The sequence below is a fragment of the Thioclava dalianensis genome (assembly GCF_000715505.1).
Lineage (GTDB): Bacteria > Pseudomonadota > Alphaproteobacteria > Rhodobacterales > Rhodobacteraceae > Thioclava > Thioclava dalianensis.
This window is the reverse complement of sequence record NZ_JHEH01000011.1, coordinates 73,566-89,668: the sequence shown is the minus strand read 5'-3', so window position 1 is coordinate 89,668 and position 16,103 is coordinate 73,566. Positions and strand designations below refer to the sequence as shown.

Genomic DNA, 16,103 nt, shown 5'->3' with positions numbered 1-16,103 from the left:
TGTGCAAAGACCAAACTTTGGAAAATAATTGGAGGCCTGCAAGGCGGGGTGGTTCGCTCATGCGGGACGAAGCCGACTGTGATAGCACCAGAGAGACAATGAAATACCTGATGCTGCTGCCTCCCGCCCTCTTTGGCACAATCGGCTTGATGCTGGCGTTGCAGATGATTTCATTAAACTCAACGATAGGTTTTCGCACTGGCAGAACCTTGGGCGATGAGGCGGTATGGTATGCTGTGAATACGAATGTGGGGTGGGGTTTGCTCCTGTCAGGGTTTGCATCCGCAGTGATCATCTGGCGCGCTTTTGCGCTAGACCTCAACCTCACCGCAAAATGTTTGGTTTCCACGGCAACTCTGGTCATTTCCGCTGTTCTGGCCGTGGCCGTGGCCGTTGGAACCATGAGCTAAAGCGACTGGAACTTTGGGTGCAAACCAGACCGCGCAACGGCGCGTTTCTTGCGGTCGATGCTCGCCAACACGTTGCAGAACCGACCCAAGACCTCCCGGGGCGGCGATGGTCTCAGGCGAAGTCGCTTTCGGCGTAGCCTTGGATGTAGAGCAAAGCGCTGAGATCGCCGTGATTGATCCGAATGTCGCATTGCGCGGCCACGGAGGGCTTGGCGTGCAGGGCCACACCTGCGCCTGCAAGCCCGAGCATCCCCAGATCATTGGCACCGTCGCCCACGGCCATCACCTGATCATGGCTCAGGCTCAGCCGGGCGGTGATCTCTTCAAGCGCCTGTACCTTGGCTTCGCGCCCCAGAATCGGGCGTCCGACCTCGCCCGTCAGATGCCCGTCTGCGACCAGAAGGCTATTGGCGCGGTTCTCGTCGAAGCCCAGGGTTTGCGCGACAAAGCCAGTGAAGGTGGTAAACCCGCCTGAGACCAGCGCGCAATAGGCACCATTGGCCTTCATCGTGGCCAGCAGGGCGCGCCCGCCGGGCATGAAGCTGATACGGGTCTCAATGACCTTGGCAATCACGCTCTCGGGCAGACCTTTGAGCAGGCCCACCCGCTCGGTCAGCGCGCCTTCGAAATCCAGTTCGCCGTTCATCGCCTTGGCGGTGATGGCCTTTACCTGATCGCCGACACCGGCCACATCTGCCAGCTCGTCGATGCATTCCTGCTGGATCATCGTGCTGTCCATATCGGCCAAAAGCATCTGCTTGCGGCGGCCTTCGGTCGGCTGCACTACCAGATCGACGCCCAGCCCCTGAAGCCCCTCCCAAGTCTCCCAGCGATTCGAGGGGATCTGCGGGCAGACAAACTCTGCGGCGACATTGTTGCTCAGCCAGCGCGCAGCCCCGCCGCCCCACGCTCCGCAGACCGCATCGAGCGTTGCCTGATCCAGCGTGGCACGGGAGGGATCGGTGATCAGCGTGGCGGTGAACATGCGCGCTCCTAGGCAAAATGTCGGTTCCGATATCTCAGGTGCCGCATTAGAATAAAAAATTCACTTGCACCAGAGAGGGGCCGCGCGTATCTGCAGTCCCGGGACACCCTTCCCCAACGAAGGGCACATATCTGGAAGGATACCAGCAATGGCTATTCAAGCTCCGGCCGCGCGGCCGGCAAACCCGCGTTTCTCTTCGGGCCCCTGCACGAAGATCCCCGGTTTCTCCCTCGACATGCTGTCCGACGCGCCGCTTGGTCGCTCGCACCGTGCCGCCATCGGCAAATCGAAGCTGAAAGAGGCGATCGAGACCACCCGTGAAATTCTTGGCGTGCCTGCGGAATACCGCATCGGCATCGTGCCCGCCTCCGATACGGGCGCGGTCGAAATGGCGCTGTGGTCGCTGCTGGGCGCGCGCCCTGCGACCATGGTCGCTTGGGAGAGCTTCGGCGCGGGCTGGGTGACCGATGTGGTCAAACAGCTCAAGATCGAGGCCGAGACGAAAACCGCTGAATATGGCGAGATCGTCGATTTCGATACGGTCGATTTCAACACCGATGTCGTCTTCACCTGGAACGGTACCACCTCGGGCGTGCGCGTCCCCAACGGCGATGCGATCCCGGCGGATCGCGAAGGCCTGACCATTTGCGATGCCACCTCGGCGGCCTTCGCGATGGAGCTGCCTTGGGACAAGCTCGACGTCACCACCTTCTCCTGGCAGAAAGTGCTGGGCGGCGAGGGTGGCCACGGCGTGCTGATCCTGTCCCCCCGCGCCGTCGAGCGGCTGGAGAGCTACGCCCCCGCATGGCCGCTGCCCAAGATCTTCCGCATGACCAAGGGCGGCAAGCTGATCGAGGGCATCTTCAAGGGCGAGACGATCAACACCCCCTCCATGCTCTGCGTCGAGGATTACCTCGTTTCGCTGAACTGGGCGAAATCGGTGGGCGGTCTGAAAGGGCTCGTGGCGCGCGCCACGGCCAATGCCAAAACGATCTGGGATTTCTGCGACGCCAAGCCGTGGATCGCGAACCTCGCGACCGATCCCGCGACCGCCTCGACCACGAGCGTGTGCCTGAAATTTACCGATGAGCGTATCAAGGATGGCGCGGTTTTCGCCAAGGCTGTCGCCAAACGTCTTGAGACCGAGGGCGTGGCTCTGGATGTCGGCGCCTATCGCGACGCCCCGGCGGGTCTGCGGATCTGGTGTGGCTCGACGGTAGAGCAGGCCGATGTCGAAGCGCTCCTGCCGTGGATCGAATATGCCTTCGAGGCCGCGATCGCCGCGCAAGCGTGATCATTTGACAGATCGACGGGCCGATCATGGTCCGTCTTTCCCAAATATCAGAAATTTCAAGGAATCCAGAAAATGGCTCCCAAAGTTCTCGTCTCCGATAGCCTCTCCGAAACCGCCGTCCAGATCTTCCGGGATCGCGGCATTGAGGTCGATTTCGAACCCAAGCTGGGCAAAGACAAAGACAAGCTGGCCGAGGTGATCGGCAAATATGACGGTCTTGCGATCCGCTCGGCGACCAAGGTCACCGCGAAGCTGCTGGAAAGCGCCACCAATCTCAAAGTGATCGGTCGCGCCGGGATCGGCACCGACAACGTTGACAAAGAAGCGTCCTCCAAGAAGGGCGTGATCGTCATGAACACGCCGTTCGGCAACATGATCACCACCGCCGAACATGCGATTGCGATGATGTTCGCCGTGGCGCGTCAGATCCCCGAGGCCTCGGCCTCCACCCATGCCGGTAAATGGGAGAAGTCGAAATTCATGGGGGTCGAGCTGACCGCCAAGACGCTGGGCGTGATCGGTGCGGGCAATATCGGTGGCATCGTGTGTGATCGTGCGCGCGGTCTCAAGATGAAGGTCGTGGCCTATGACCCCTTCCTGAGCGAAGAGAAGGCCGAGCGGATGGGCGTCGAGAAGGTGGATCTGGATACGCTGCTCAAGCGGGCCGATTTCATCACTCTGCATGTTCCGCTGACCGATCAGACCCGCAACATCCTGAGCCGGGAAAACCTCGAGAAGACCAAGAAGGGCGTGCGGATCATCAACTGCGCGCGCGGCGGTCTGGTCGATGAGCAGGCTCTGGCGGATCTGCTGACATCGGGTCATGTCGCGGGCGCGGCCTTTGACGTCTTTGCCGAAGAACCCGCCACCGAGAACGTGTTGTTCAACCTGCCCAACGTGGTCTGCACGCCGCACCTTGGCGCTGCCACCACCGAGGCGCAAGAGAACGTTGCCCTGCAAGTGGCCGAGCAGATGTCGAACTACCTGCTTGATGGTGCGGTCGAGAACGCGCTCAACATGCCCTCGATGACCGCCGAAGAGGCCAAGACGATGGGCCCTTGGGTCAAACTGGCCGAGCATCTGGGTGGTTTCATCGGTCAGATGACCGAAGATGCGATCAAGGCGATCAACGTCACCTATGACGGTGTGGCCTCTGAGATGAACCTCAAGGCGCTCGATGCAGCCGTCATCTCGGGTATCATGAAAGCCAGCCAGCCCGATGTGAACATGGTCTCGGCCCCGGTTGTCGCCAAAGAGCGCGGCATTCAGCTCTCCACCACGTCGCAGGATCAAAGCGGTGTCTTTGAGGGCTACATCAAGGTTACCGTCGTTTCTGAAAGCAAAGAGCGCTCGATTGCTGGCACCGTGTTCTCGGACGGCAAGCCGCGCTTCATCCAGATCAAGGGCATCAATATCGATGCCGAGGTCGGCGCGCATATGCTCTACACGACCAATAACGACGTGCCGGGCATCATTGGGAAGCTGGGCACGATGCTGGGCGATCATGGCGTCAACCTTGCGAACTTCACGCTCGGGCGCTCCAAACAGGGCGGCGAGGCGATTGCGATCGCCTATGTCGATGACGCGATTTCGCAAGAGGTCGTCGATGCGATGAAGGCGACCGGCGATTTCAAACAGGTCAAGCCGCTGGAATTCAACCTCGGTTGATCTAGCTGGAACGACGACCCGGGCCCCTCGCATATGCCGAGGGGCCCTTTCATTTCGAGGGCGACATCATGCTGAGCTACGCGATCGGTGATATTCACGGCCAGCTCGAGATGCTGGAGACGGCCCATGCGCTGATCGAGGCCGACCGGGCCGCCCATGGCAGTGCCGGTCCAGAGGCGCTCAAGGCTCCGATCATCCATGTCGGCGATCTGGTCGATCGCGGCCCGGATTCGGCCGGTGTGATTGACTACCTGATGACGGGGCAGGAGCGCGGTGAACCGTGGATCGTGCTGCGCGGCAATCATGACCGAATGTTTTTGGGATTTCTGAAAGACCCGACAAGTCAAGATCCGCTTCTGAACCCCAACCTGACATGGCTCAATTCGCGCCTTGGCGGCGAGGCGACCTTGCAAAGCTACGGGATTGCCGATGCAAGCAGCCGCCCGCTTGAGGAAATCCGCAAAGAGCTGGGGGCCGTGCCGCAGGCCCATCGCGACTGGCTGGCCTCCCAACCGGCTTGGCATTCGCGCGGCGAGGCCCTGTTCGTGCATGCAGGCATCCGTCCGGGCGTGGCGCTTGAGGATCAGGTGGAGGATGATCTTTTGTGGATCCGCGAGCCGTTCCTCTCCGATCCGCGCGATCACGGCGTCCTTGTCGTCCACGGCCACACCAAAATCGATCACGCAACCCATTACGGGAACCGACTGAACCTTGATAGCGGCGCGGGCTATTTCCAGCCTCTCACGGCCGTGGCAATCGAGGGGCGCTCGGCGTGGCATCTGACCCCGGACGGGCGGGTGCCGCTGACACCCACGCGCAGCTGAGCCCGGCCAAGCCTGAACGCTTATGCCGCGATGCGGCTCGGTAACGTTCCGTCATTTGCCTGCGCGCGACTGGCCGATTGCCCACTATCGGCCTAGCTTGATCCAAAGGATATCTGAGGAGGCTCCCATGACTGGCATCGTCATTCTTTCTGGCACGCGCACCCCGATTGGCACGTTTGGCGGCTCTCTGTCGGGCTTTGGCCCGATTGATCTGGCAACGCTTGTTGCGAAATCCGCGATTGAGCGTGCTGGGATCGCGCCCGATCAGATTGGGCAGACGGTGTTCGGGCATGTGATCAATACCGAGCCGCGCGACATGTATCTCTCGCGTGTGGCCGCCGTGGAGGCCGGTGTGCCGGTGGGAACGCCCGCGATGAACGTCAACCGGCTCTGCGGCTCGGGCGTGCAGGCGGTTGTCTCGGCGGCGCAGATGCTGATGCTTGGCGATGCCGATTTCGCATTGGCCGGTGGCGCTGAGGTCATGAGCAAATCGCCCTATATCCTGCCCGCCGCGCGCTTTGGGCAGAAGATGGGCGACGCACGGATGCTCGATATGATGACCGGAGCGCTGAGCTGCCCGTTCGGCACCGGCCATATGGGCGTGACGGCGGAAAATGTCGCCTCTGAGGAGGGCATCTCGCGCGAGGATCAAGACGCCTTCGCGCTGCAAAGTCAGGAACGCGCGGCGCGTGCCATAACCGAGGGCCATTTCACCGCCGAGATCACGCCGGTCGAGATCGCTTCGCGCAAGGCCACCCACGTCTTTGATACCGACGAGCACCCCAAGCAGACCAGCCTTGAGAAGCTCGCGGGTCTCAAGCCGGTGTTCCAGAAGGACGGCACGGTCACGGCGGGAAATGCCAGCGGCATCAATGACGGCGCGGCGGCGCTTGTGCTGGCGCGTGCCGAGGCTGCAAAGGCAGCCGGGCTGACCCCGCGCGCCACGATCACCGGCTACGCGATTGCGGGCGTACGCCCCGAGGTGATGGGGTTGGGTCCGATCCCGGCCGTTCAGGCGCTTCTGGCGAAGACTGGGCTCAAGGCGAACGATTTCGACTGGATCGAGAGCAACGAGGCCTTTGCCTCGCAGGCGCTCGCGGTCTCGCGCAGGCTGGATTTGGACCCGGCGAAGGTGAACCCCGATGGCGGCGCGATCGCCCTTGGCCATCCGGTCGGTGCCACGGGGGCGATTTTGATCGTCAAGGCGCTCCATGCGCTGGAACGCACCGGCGGCAAACGCGCGCTCGTCACGATGTGCATCGGAGGCGGACAGGGTATCGCGCTCGCAATCGAACGAAGCTGATTGCGCGCAATTTTAAATATTCTTCCTGTGACCTGCCTCAGTGTCCCCGCAGCCTGATTAAGCGAAAGTTCACGGCTCTTTGCGAGATTGCAGGCCGTGGTTCTCTCATCGGCATAGGGACAGGATGCAATCGTCCATCGCGGAAAAGCTGGCGCAGGAACGTCGTGCCCGTCTTGCGGCGGAGCGCCTGCTTGAACATAAAAAGAACGAACTGTTCGCGGCCAATGAAAAACTGGCAATGCATGCGCGTATGCTGTCAGAGAAAATTGTCGAGCAGCGTCAGGGGCTTGCACGGGCCCTGACCGAAACCCAGTCGCTCAAGGGCGAAAACGATCGGGTCAAGACGGACCTTGAGCGCGCCAATTCGATGGCGCTTATCGCGCAGCGTCGCCTCTGGGATGCGGTCGAGACGATTTCCGACGGATTTGCCGTGTATGACCATGATCTGCGACTGGTCGCGGCCAATAAGGTCTACATGTCCTTCTTCGAAGGCGAGACCGCGATTGGCCCGGGCACGCTGTATGACGATGTTTTGCGTCTGGTCGCAAAGCATGGCCTGTTCGATCTGCAGGGTCGCGACCCGGAAGACTGGCATTTCGAGATGTGCGCGCGGGTGCGCCGCCGCGATATCGCTCCGCTCGAGGTTCAGGCGACGGATGGTCGCTGGTATCGGATCAACAATCGTTGGGGTGAGCAGGGCGATCTGGTGACCTATGCGCAGGATATCTCTGAGGCGATTGCGCGCGAGGATGAGCTGCGCGAAGCCCGTGACAAGGCCGAGGCTGCCAACCGGGCCAAATCCGCCTTTCTCGCCAATATGAGCCACGAGATCCGCACACCGATGAACGGCGTCGTGGGCATGTCCGAGCTGCTGGGCGAGACCGATCTGAGCGAGGAGCAACAGCTTTACGCCGATACGATCCGCTCCTCGGGTGAGGCGCTGCTGACGATCATCAATGACGTGCTCGACTACTCCAAGATCGAAGCGCAGCGGCTGATGCTTTTTCCGGAAGATTTCGATCTGGAGCGCTGTCTGCACGAGGTGATGATGCTCCTGCAGCCCTCGGCGCGCGAGCATAATGTCCAGTTGCAGCTCGATTACGACATGTTCCTGCCGACCCGCTTCAAGGCAGATCCGGGACGGATGCGGCAGATTTTGACCAATCTGATCGGCAATGCGGTCAAGTTCACGCCGCAGGGTCACGTGCTGGCCCGCGTCGTCGGCTTTGAGCGGGAGGATGCACATTACGAGCTGCATCTTACAGTCGAAGATACCGGGATCGGGATCGCGCCTGAGCTGATCGAACATGTCTTTGGCGAATTCAATCAGGTCGAGAGCGATTCCAATCGGAAGTTCGAAGGAACCGGGCTTGGTCTGGCGATCACCCATCAACTCGTGCGCCTGATGGGCGGAGAGGTTTGGGTCGATAGTGAGCTGGGGGTTGGCTCGTGCTTTGGCTTCAAGATCTGCGTGCCGCTGGCCGAGCCTTTGGACGCGCAAGAACTGGACTGCACGCCGATCACCCTGCGTGCAGCGTTGGTCGTCGATGATCAACCGGTGAACCGGGTGATCCTTGAGCGGCAATTGCAGGCCTGCGGGATCGAGGTGACGTTGTGCCGCTCAGGCAGCGAGGCATTGAGCGCCGTTGAGGCGGGCGCGGCTTTCGATGTTGTTCTGTCCGATCACAGGATGCCCGGTCTCGACGGTATCGAGTTTGCCGAGAAACTGCGCGCGGCGGGCGTGACCGCGCCGGTGATGCTGCTCAGCTCTGATCTCGATCCGTCCGAGATCACCGAAGCGGCGGGTCTGTCGGGATGTCTGCAAAAGCCGGTGCATCGCTCCGAGTTGTTTCGGGCCTTGCAGTCGCTTTCGCAGCCCAGACCCGCGCCCGACATCGCCGAGCCGGACCCGGCCCCGACTGAGGTGCGCCGTCAGATGCGGGTTCTGACGGCAGAGGATAACCGCACCAATCAGCTTGTCTTCTCAAAGATGGTGAAGGATTTCGACATCGATCTGCGCTTTGCGTCGAACGGGCGGGAGGCGGTCGATATGTGGCGCAGCTTCCAGCCCGATTTGATCTTCATGGATATCTCGATGCCCGAGATGGACGGGCGGGCGGCAACCCGCGCGATCCGCGCGGAAGAAGGCGCTGGGGCCCATGTTCCGATCTGCGCACTGACCGCCCATGCGATGGAGGGCGATAGCACGACGATGTTCGAAGCGGGGGTCGATCACTACTTGACCAAGCCGCTCAAGAAAGCTGCTCTGGCCGAGCAGATCATCGCCGCCTGCCCGGATGTCGCAACTGTCGCGATGTCGGCCTGAGGCTCAGCTTTCCTCGCGCAGAGCCGCGAGAAACGCATCGGCGAAGCGGTCTAGCTTGGCTTCGGGCAACTTGGTGAGCCGGGCGAGATCGGCGCGGCTTTGTGGCCGGGCCTCTGCGATCTTGCGCAGGATCGAGGTGGAGCAAGAGAGCGGGCGCTCCAGCCCGTCGGGTCCGCGCTCCAGATCGCGCTGGGCCTGCACAAGCGCGTCGAAAATCGTCCCCGCGGGGCGCCCCGCCAGCTTGCGCCGCACCGGATGCATCTCTTCGACCGCGCCGGAGATCACCTCAAGAAATTCCGCGCCGTAGCTTTCCAGCTTTTTCGCGCCGACACCCCCGACCTGCGCCATTTCATCGAGCGTGGCGGGGCGGCGTTCGGCCATCTCGATCAGGGTGCGGTCGTTGAAGATGATATAGGCGGGCATCCCGGCGGCCTCGGCCAGCGCGCGGCGCTTGGCCTTGAGTGCGGAGAGCAGCGGGGCATCTTCATCGCTGACCAAAGCCTTGGCCACGTTGGAAGGCTTGGCCTTATTCACCAGATCGCGGCGCAGCGTGATGCTCTCCTCGCCGCGCAGGATCGGATGGGCGCGCTTCGTCATCACCAACGCCCCGTGGCGCGCGGCGTCGGGCCGCATCAGGTCATGGCCCATCATCTGCCGGAACAGCGCTTGCCATTGCGGGCGGCTCATATCGCGCCCGATCCCGAAGGTCGGCAGCTTGTCATGTCCGCGCTGGGTGATCCGGTCATTGCTGGCGCCCAGCAGGATCTCGATCAGATGGCCCGCGCCAAAACGCTCCTCGGTGCGCAGCGCTGCCGACAGCGCCTTGCGCACGGCCTGCGTGCCGTCGAACAGCTCGGGCGGGGTGTCGCAGAGATCGCAATTGCCGCAGGGCGCGGCGCTCTCGCCAAAGTAGCGCAACAGCTTCACGCGGCGGCATTCGGTGGCCTCGGCCAGTCCTAAAAGCGCGTTGAGCCGCCCATGATCGGCTTCCTTGCGCTCGGGCGGGGCCAGCCCCTCATCGACCTGCGCGCGGCGCAGGCGCACGTCGTCGGCACCATATAGCGTCAGCGTTTCCGCAGCGGCCCCGTCGCGGCCCGCGCGGCCAATCTCTTGGTAATAGGCCTCGATGGATTTCGGCAGATCGGCATGGGCGACCCAGCGGATATCGGGTTTGTCGACGCCCATCCCGAAGGCCACTGTCGCGACGACGATCAGCCCGTCTTCCTGTTGAAAGCGGACCTCCACATCACGGCGCTCATCGGCCTCCATCCCGCCGTGATAGTGGCAGGCGGCATGACCCGCCTCACGCAGGGCGCGCGCCAGCGTCTCGGTCTTGGCCCGTGTGCCGCAATAAACGATCCCGGACTGGCCCTTACGCGCGGCTGCGAATGTCAGGATCTGTTTGCGCGGCTGATCCTTGGGCTGGAAGGCGAGATGGATATTGGGTCGATCGAAACCGCGCAGAAAGGTCTCTGGCGCCGTGCCATCGAAGAGGCGCGTCACGATCTCGGCGCGGGTTTCCTCATCGGCGGTCGCGGTGAAAGCGGCCAGAGGCACGTTGAGACTGCGCCGCAACTCGCCGATGCGCAGATAGTCGGGCCGGAAATCATGGCCCCACTGGCTGACGCAATGGGCTTCGTCGACCGCGATCATCGAGACATTGGCGCGCCGCAACAGCGTCATCGCGCCCCCCGAAGCCAGCCGTTCGGGCGCCATATATAGCAGCTTGAGCCGCCCCGCATCGATCGCGGCGAAGACCTCTTCGGTCTCCTCCTCGGTATTGCCAGAGGTGAGCGCGCCCGCCTCGACGCCGGCCTGTTTCATCGCGCGCACCTGATCGCGCATCAGCGCAATCAGCGGCGAGATCACAACCGTCACACCAGAGCGTGCAAGGGCAGGCAATTGATAACAGAGGGATTTTCCGCCGCCCGTCGGCATGATCGCCAGCACGTTGCGACCCGCGATCACCGCTTGGACGACCTCCTCCTGACCGGGCCGGAACGCATCGAACCCCCAGACACGCGCCAAAAGCGCGCTTGGGTCCTCGATCACCCCGGTCTCAGCCATCAGAAGCTGTTGCCGTAGAAGAAGCCTGCATTGTTATAAAGCGCCTGACGGAGGATGATCAGCGCGATGAAGGCCACCAGAGGCGCAAGGTCGAGCCCGCCCGTATTGGGCAAGAACCGCCGGATCCGGCCATAGATTGGCTCCAGCAGGTTGTTGAGGCCGAACCAGATCTGCGCAACCAGAGGCTGGCGCAGGTTGAGCACCTGAAAATTGATCAGCCAGCTCATGATGATATGGGCGATCATGACGAACCAGATAACATTCAATATCAGGATGAGCGCCTGAAAGAGCGTGACCATCGAACACCTCCGCTTTGGGTCGCAAAGACAGGTAAGCGAGCACCGCGCGCAATGCAACCATCACGCCTGCCGCATTTTCCGTAACGTTCCGCTTGACGGGCCTGCATACGCGCGGCACCGCTTGCATATGTATCCTTTTATCCGCATGTCCAAAGAGATCCTGAAGTACCGCAAGGCCCCGGCCTTGCCGGTGACCGGCACCCATATCAGCCAGCATATCTGCTGGCCGTGGGACATCGATCTGTGGATGGAGCTCAATAACGGACGCACGCTCACGCTGTACGATCTTGGGCGCATTCCGCTGGCGATGCGCACGGGGCTGTGGCCTGCGCTCAAGCGCAATGGCTGGGGCATTGTGGTTGCGGGCAATACCACGCGCTACCGCCGTCGGGTGCAGGCTTTTCAGCGCTTCGAGATGCGCTCGCGCTGTGTTGGCTGGGATGACCGCTGGATCTGGCTGGAGCACGCGATGTTCATGCGCGGAGAATGCACCTCGCATGTGCTGATCCGTGGCGCTGTGACCTCAAAGCAGGGCATGATCGCGCCCGCCCGCGTGATGGAGGCGATGGGGATCGATCAGGAAAGCCCCGCGCTGCCGGAGTTCGTCACCGCCTGGGCCGAGGCTGATGCCAAACGCCCCTGGCCGCCGAATTTCTGAGACCAGAGCGTAACTTGTCTTGCACGCCCTGCCAATTTGGGGCTTGATCGCCTCAAAGGCGAGGGCCGCAGCTCAGGGGTAGGACATGATCACGGCGCGCAAACGTATCTGGGGCTGGTGGTTTTTCGACTGGGCCAGTCAGCCCTATAACTCGCTTCTGATCACCTTCATCTTCGCGCCCTTCGTGAAGGATCTGCTGGGCGACGGGACCAAGGCGCAAACCGTCTGGGGTTACGGCGTGGGCTTTGCAGGCGTGGTGATTGCCCTCTGTTCACCGTTTCTGGGCGCGATTGCGGATCGCTCGGGGCGGCGCATTCCCTTTCTGTGGGTGTTCTCGGCGATGTATGTCGTGGGCGCATGGGGCCTATGGTACGCGATCCCGGGTGATTTTCACCTGTTGGCGATCATGATCTCCTTCGCGGTCGGCATGATCGGCATGGAGTTCGCGACCACCTTCACCAACGCGATGCTGCCTGATCTGGGCCCGCGTGAGAAGATCGGCAAGATCTCTGGCTCGGGCTGGGCCTTTGGCTATGTGGGCGGGCTGATCTCACTTCTGATCATGCTGCTTTTGTTGCAGGCAAACCCAAGCACCGGCAAGACCTTGCTGGGGCTGACCCCGCTATTCGGTCTCAATCCCGCAACCGGCGAGGATACGCGGATCGTGGGCCCGCTGGTGGCCGTGTGGTACGCGGTGTTCATGATTCCGTTCTTCTGCTGGGTCCGCGAACCGCGCAAGCCCGATGCGCTTCCCGTCGGCACCGCGCTGCGCGGCGCGTGGCCCGATCTGCGGGCGACCCTGCGCGCGCTGCCCCGGCGCCGCTCGCTCAGTTCGTTCTTGCTGTCGTCGATGTTCTACCGCGATGCGCTCAACGGGATTTACACCTTCGGCGGGCTTTACGCGGCAGGCGTGCTGAACTGGTCGATCACGATGATCGGGATTTTCGGTATTCTCGCCATTGTCACCGGCGCGATCTTTGCATGGCTGGGCGGCAAGGCCGATGACCGGTTTGGCCCGAAAGCGGTGATTTCGCTCAACGTGATCGTGCTGGTGCTCGTCGTGATCGGGGTCGTCTTCATCTCGCGCACCGAGGTGTTCGGCATCGCGGTCTCTCCCGATAGCGCCCTGCCCGATATCGCCTTCTACGTTCTGGGCGGTTTGATCGGGGCCTGCGGCGGCGCGCTGCAATCGGCGTCGCGCACGATGATGGTGCGGCAGGCCGATCCCGAGAAAATCACCGAGCATTTCGGGCTTTATGCGCTGTCGGGCAAGGCCACCGCCTTCATCGCGCCGATCTCGATCGGGGTGGTGACGCAGATCAGTGGCAATCAGGCGATCGGCATTACACCGATCATCGTGCTTTTAATCCTGGGGCTGGTGCTGCTAGCATTCGTGAAGACCAACGGCGACCCGACCCCTGAAGGATAAGTCATGCTCCGCATTCTGATTGCCGCCCTCTCTGCCAGCCTGTTGGCCGGGCCGTCTCTGGCCGAGCCGCTGGCGCGCCAGTTGTTCGGCGCCGAGACGCAGCCCTCGCAGCAGGCCCCCGCGCCGATCGGTTTCTACTCGCGCGGCTGTGCGGCGGGGCTACAGGCGATGCCCGAGAGCGGGCCGACGTGGCAGGCGATGCGCCTGTCGCGCAACCGCAACTGGGGCCAGCCAGAAATGCTGAGCTATCTTCAGGAGTTGTCGCGCTACGCCGCCACGCTGCCGGGGTGGAAGGGGCTCTATATCGGCGATATCAGCCAGCCGCGCGGGGGGCCAATGACCGGTGGCCATGCGAGCCATCAGATCGGCTTGGACGCCGATATCTGGATGCTCCCGCCGCAGCGGCTGAACCTGAGCCGGGCCGAGCGCGAGCGGATCTCGTCGATCTCGGTGCGCACGCCGGATCAGACCCGCGTCAACGGCAACTGGACGCCGCAGCATTTGGCGCTGCTGCGTCACGCCGCCTCTGATCCGCGCGTTGACCGGATCTTCGTGGCGGCGGCCGTCAAGATCAACATGTGCAACACCGTGCCGCGCAATGACCGGGCGTGGCTGCAAAAGATCCGCCCGATCTACGGCCATAACACCCATTTCCACGTGCGGCTGAAATGCCCGCCCGGTGCGCGCTATTGCGAGACGCAAAAGCCGACCGTAGCGGCGCTCTCGAAAGGCGGCGACGGGTGTGACGAGACTCTGAACTGGTGGGTGACCGATTACCTCAATCCGCCCAAGCGCACCGGCCCGGCACCTAAGAAGAAGCCCGGACCGCCCAAGAAAACCGCGCGTACCTATGTGATGTCTGATTTGCCGCAGCAATGTCGCGCCGTTCTCTCCTCGCGCTGATTGCAGCTGCGCTGTGTCTGGGGCTGGCCGAGCTTGCGCTCGCCGCCTCGACGGGCAAGGCCGTTTTCTTGCAATCCTATCACTGGCAGATGCCGGGAGTGGCGCAGTTCGGCGGCTTCTCGGGGCTTGAGCTGGGACCGCATGGCCGCAGCTTTGTCACGCAATCGGACCGCGCCACGATCTGGCGGGGCGAGTTTCAGCGTGATGCGGATGAGCGGATCACCGGTATTCACCTGACCGAAGGACCGGTGGCGCTGCACGGGGCGGGTGGCAGGGTGTTGGCCAAGCATTCGGGCGATTCCGAGGGGCTTGCAGTGGCTCCTGACGGCTCGGTCTACATTTCCTTCGAGGGCATTGCCCGGGTGATGCATTACCCGAAAGATGGTGGCCCGGGACAGCGCCTGCCGCGTCCCGAGGCGTTCAAACATATGCAAAACAATTCCTCGCTCGAGGCTTTGGCCATCGGCCCGGATGGTGCGCTCTACACGATGCCCGAACGCTCGGGCGCGCTGACGCGGCCCTATCCGGTCTGGCGCTATCGCAATGGCAAATGGAGCCAGCCCTTCTCGATTCCGCGCTCCGGGACATGGCTTCCGGTCGGTGCCGATTTCGGGCCGGACGGGCGGTTTTATCTGCTGGAGCGGGATTTTTGGGGGCTTTTGGGCTTTCTCACGCGGGTGCAGGTGTTCGATATCAAGGGCGATCATATCTCGGGTGGGAAGGTGCTGATCCAGACCGGGGCCGGGCGGCATGACAATCTGGAAGGGATCTCGGTCTGGCGCGACAACACCGGCGCGATCCGCCTCACGATGATCTCGGACGACAATTTCCGGCATTTCCTGCAACGCACCGAAATCGTCGAATACCGACTGCCGCCTGCGCAGTAAGGCAGCAGGGCGCCTTTCGTTTCCTGACGAAAATGGATTGACGGAAAGGTCACTTCGGCGTATCGCGCGCCCTTGCCCGGGATCGTTCTGGGCCATGTCCCCGCTACCATGTAAAAACGGATGCAGTTATGACCCGCTTTCTTCCTGGCATCATTGCCATGGCCATCGTCGTCGTGGCCTCCAATATCTTGGTGCAGTTCCTCGTCGGCGACTGGCTGACTTGGGGCGCGTTCACCTATCCCTTCGCCTTTCTCGTCAATGACGTGATGAACCGCATCTATGGCCCGGCGGCTGCGCGCCGAGTCGTTTTCGCAGGGTTCGTCGTGGGGGTGCTCTGTTCGCTGATCGGCACCCAGATCATGCTTCAGGGCGACGGGTTCCAATACCCCGCCGTGTCGCTGCGGGTCGCGATGGGCTCGGGGACCGCGTTCCTGTTTGCTCAGATGACCGACGTGTTTGTCTTCGACAAGCTGCGCAACGGCGTGTGGTGGCGCGCGCCTGTCGTCTCGACGCTGATCGGCGCCTCGCTCGATACGCTGTTGTTCTTCTCGATCGCGTTCTCGGCCAGCCTGAGCTTTCTCGAACCGAGCAATAATGTGGATTGGGCCAACGAGACCCTGCCGCTGTTGGGCCTTGGTCCGATGGTTCCGCTTTGGGTGTCGCTTGCCTGTGCGGATTGGCTTGTAAAACTTGCCCTGACTTTCATCGCTCTGCTGCCTTTCAAGACAATTGTCACCAAACTTTCTCCAAGATTTGCGTAAAAATTCTTGCCACACACAAAATATGTGGCAGGCTGTGGATAACGGCAACGCATGAAAGGAGGTGGTCCAGTGTCTAGAGTGATAGTGGAGAGAGGTGTCGGGACAGTGAGGGGGGCCGTGGCCTGAGGGCAAACCCTGAGGCAAAAGAACCCTGACTGGGACGGCTGGATCCTTCGGACCCTAACCGGACCATCTCCGTAGATCTCGGAGGGCCGTCTCATAGCGAGACGGCCCTTTCCGTATATTTGTAGGCGCGATATGGCTGTGCGGCATTATGCTATCAGGCGCG

General features: G+C 62.1%; 14 protein-coding genes. 11 read left to right on the top strand and 3 right to left on the bottom strand.

Annotated elements, in window-relative coordinates; genetic code table 11:
- Window positions 1-98 precede the first annotated feature (98 nt).
- Window positions 99-410, top strand: coding sequence for an SdpI family protein (locus DL1_RS21820; protein WP_162178745.1), 312 nt, complete (start codon window positions 99-101; stop codon window positions 408-410).
- A 112-nt stretch (window positions 411-522) separates the two neighbouring features.
- Here the strand turns inward: DL1_RS21820 and serB are convergent, their stop codons facing one another.
- Window positions 523-1,395, bottom strand: a complete 873-nt coding sequence (serB, locus tag DL1_RS10815) for a phosphoserine phosphatase SerB (RefSeq protein WP_038065967.1) — start codon at window positions 1,393-1,395, stop codon at window positions 523-525.
- 148 nt (window positions 1,396-1,543) lie between these two features.
- Between serB and DL1_RS10810 the strand changes: the two genes are divergently transcribed.
- The 5 genes from DL1_RS10810 to DL1_RS10790 all read left to right on the top strand — a co-directional run bounded on the left by DL1_RS10810 (window position 1,544) and on the right by DL1_RS10790 (window position 8,810).
- A complete protein-coding gene (locus tag DL1_RS10810; protein WP_038065964.1) occupies window positions 1,544-2,689 on the top strand; it encodes a phosphoserine transaminase in 1,146 nt (381 codons plus the stop codon).
- A 72-nt stretch (window positions 2,690-2,761) separates the two neighbouring features.
- Entirely contained in the window at window positions 2,762-4,357 is a 1,596-nt protein-coding gene (gene serA / locus DL1_RS10805; protein WP_038065962.1) for a phosphoglycerate dehydrogenase, read from the top strand.
- Window positions 4,358-4,425: 68 nt separating this feature from the next.
- Window positions 4,426-5,181, top strand: coding sequence for a metallophosphoesterase family protein (locus DL1_RS10800; protein WP_038065959.1), 756 nt, complete (start codon window positions 4,426-4,428; stop codon window positions 5,179-5,181).
- Window positions 5,182-5,308: 127 nt separating this feature from the next.
- Window positions 5,309-6,484 carry an acetyl-CoA C-acyltransferase family protein gene (locus DL1_RS10795; RefSeq protein ID WP_038065958.1) on the top strand — a complete coding sequence of 392 codons (1,176 nt, stop codon included), beginning with the start codon at window positions 5,309-5,311 and terminating at the stop codon, window positions 6,482-6,484.
- Window positions 6,485-6,608: 124 nt separating this feature from the next.
- The gene (locus DL1_RS10790; RefSeq protein WP_038065957.1) at window positions 6,609-8,810 is read left to right on the top strand and encodes a response regulator; all 2,202 of its coding nucleotides are present in this window, start codon (window positions 6,609-6,611) and stop codon (window positions 8,808-8,810) included.
- 3 nt (window positions 8,811-8,813) lie between these two features.
- Here the strand turns inward: DL1_RS10790 and recQ are convergent, their stop codons facing one another.
- Together recQ and DL1_RS10780 are read right to left on the bottom strand one after the other, a co-directional pair.
- Window positions 8,814-10,877, bottom strand: a complete 2,064-nt coding sequence (recQ, locus tag DL1_RS10785) for a DNA helicase RecQ (protein ID WP_051693485.1) — start codon at window positions 10,875-10,877, stop codon at window positions 8,814-8,816.
- Window positions 10,877-11,176: a YggT family protein gene (locus DL1_RS10780; protein WP_038065956.1), complete on the bottom strand. Its 300-nt coding sequence runs from the start codon at window positions 11,174-11,176 to the stop codon at window positions 10,877-10,879. Before DL1_RS10780 ends, recQ begins: the two co-directional genes overlap by 1 nt.
- A 127-nt stretch (window positions 11,177-11,303) precedes the next feature.
- On the opposite strand from DL1_RS10780, the gene DL1_RS10775 reads away from it, so the two are divergent.
- The 5 genes from DL1_RS10775 to DL1_RS10755 all read left to right on the top strand — a co-directional run bounded on the left by DL1_RS10775 (window position 11,304) and on the right by DL1_RS10755 (window position 15,814).
- Window positions 11,304-11,834: a thioesterase family protein gene (locus DL1_RS10775; RefSeq protein ID WP_038065953.1), complete on the top strand. Its 531-nt coding sequence runs from the start codon at window positions 11,304-11,306 to the stop codon at window positions 11,832-11,834.
- 85 nt (window positions 11,835-11,919) lie between these two features.
- Window positions 11,920-13,263 (top strand): MFS transporter, encoded by a 1,344-nt coding sequence (locus DL1_RS10770; RefSeq protein ID WP_038065950.1) that lies wholly within the window; start codon window positions 11,920-11,922, stop codon window positions 13,261-13,263.
- A gap of 3 nt (window positions 13,264-13,266) precedes the next feature.
- Entirely contained in the window at window positions 13,267-14,166 is a 900-nt protein-coding gene (mepA, locus tag DL1_RS10765) for a penicillin-insensitive murein endopeptidase (RefSeq protein ID WP_038065948.1), read from the top strand.
- The gene (locus DL1_RS10760) at window positions 14,139-15,053 is read left to right on the top strand and encodes an esterase-like activity of phytase family protein (protein ID WP_038065946.1); all 915 of its coding nucleotides are present in this window, start codon (window positions 14,139-14,141) and stop codon (window positions 15,051-15,053) included. Before mepA ends, DL1_RS10760 begins: the two co-directional genes overlap by 28 nt.
- A 128-nt stretch (window positions 15,054-15,181) precedes the next feature.
- Window positions 15,182-15,814, top strand: a complete 633-nt coding sequence (locus DL1_RS10755; protein WP_038065944.1) for a queuosine precursor transporter — start codon at window positions 15,182-15,184, stop codon at window positions 15,812-15,814.
- The last annotated feature ends 289 nt before the right edge of the window (window positions 15,815-16,103 follow it).

What these genes read in the sequence shown, in the direction of transcription:
- DL1_RS21820 (WP_162178745.1), top strand. Translation starts at nt 99, where the DNA reads ATGAAATACCTGATGCTGCTGCCTCCCGCCCTCTTTGGCACAATCGGC.
- serB (WP_038065967.1), bottom strand. Translation starts at nt 1,395, where the DNA reads ATGTTCACCGCCACGCTGATCACCGATCCCTCCCGTGCCACGCTGGAT.
- DL1_RS10810 (WP_038065964.1), top strand. Translation starts at nt 1,544, where the DNA reads ATGGCTATTCAAGCTCCGGCCGCGCGGCCGGCAAACCCGCGTTTCTCT.
- serA (WP_038065962.1), top strand. Translation starts at nt 2,762, where the DNA reads ATGGCTCCCAAAGTTCTCGTCTCCGATAGCCTCTCCGAAACCGCCGTC.
- DL1_RS10800 (WP_038065959.1), top strand. Translation starts at nt 4,426, where the DNA reads ATGCTGAGCTACGCGATCGGTGATATTCACGGCCAGCTCGAGATGCTG.
- DL1_RS10795 (WP_038065958.1), top strand. Translation starts at nt 5,309, where the DNA reads ATGACTGGCATCGTCATTCTTTCTGGCACGCGCACCCCGATTGGCACG.
- DL1_RS10790 (WP_038065957.1), top strand. Translation starts at nt 6,609, where the DNA reads ATGCAATCGTCCATCGCGGAAAAGCTGGCGCAGGAACGTCGTGCCCGT.
- recQ (WP_051693485.1), bottom strand. Translation starts at nt 10,877, where the DNA reads ATGGCTGAGACCGGGGTGATCGAGGACCCAAGCGCGCTTTTGGCGCGT.
- DL1_RS10780 (WP_038065956.1), bottom strand. Translation starts at nt 11,176, where the DNA reads ATGGTCACGCTCTTTCAGGCGCTCATCCTGATATTGAATGTTATCTGG.
- DL1_RS10775 (WP_038065953.1), top strand. Translation starts at nt 11,304, where the DNA reads ATGTATCCTTTTATCCGCATGTCCAAAGAGATCCTGAAGTACCGCAAG.
- DL1_RS10770 (WP_038065950.1), top strand. Translation starts at nt 11,920, where the DNA reads ATGATCACGGCGCGCAAACGTATCTGGGGCTGGTGGTTTTTCGACTGG.
- mepA (WP_038065948.1), top strand. Translation starts at nt 13,267, where the DNA reads ATGCTCCGCATTCTGATTGCCGCCCTCTCTGCCAGCCTGTTGGCCGGG.
- DL1_RS10760 (WP_038065946.1), top strand. Translation starts at nt 14,139, where the DNA reads ATGTCGCGCCGTTCTCTCCTCGCGCTGATTGCAGCTGCGCTGTGTCTG.
- DL1_RS10755 (WP_038065944.1), top strand. Translation starts at nt 15,182, where the DNA reads ATGACCCGCTTTCTTCCTGGCATCATTGCCATGGCCATCGTCGTCGTG.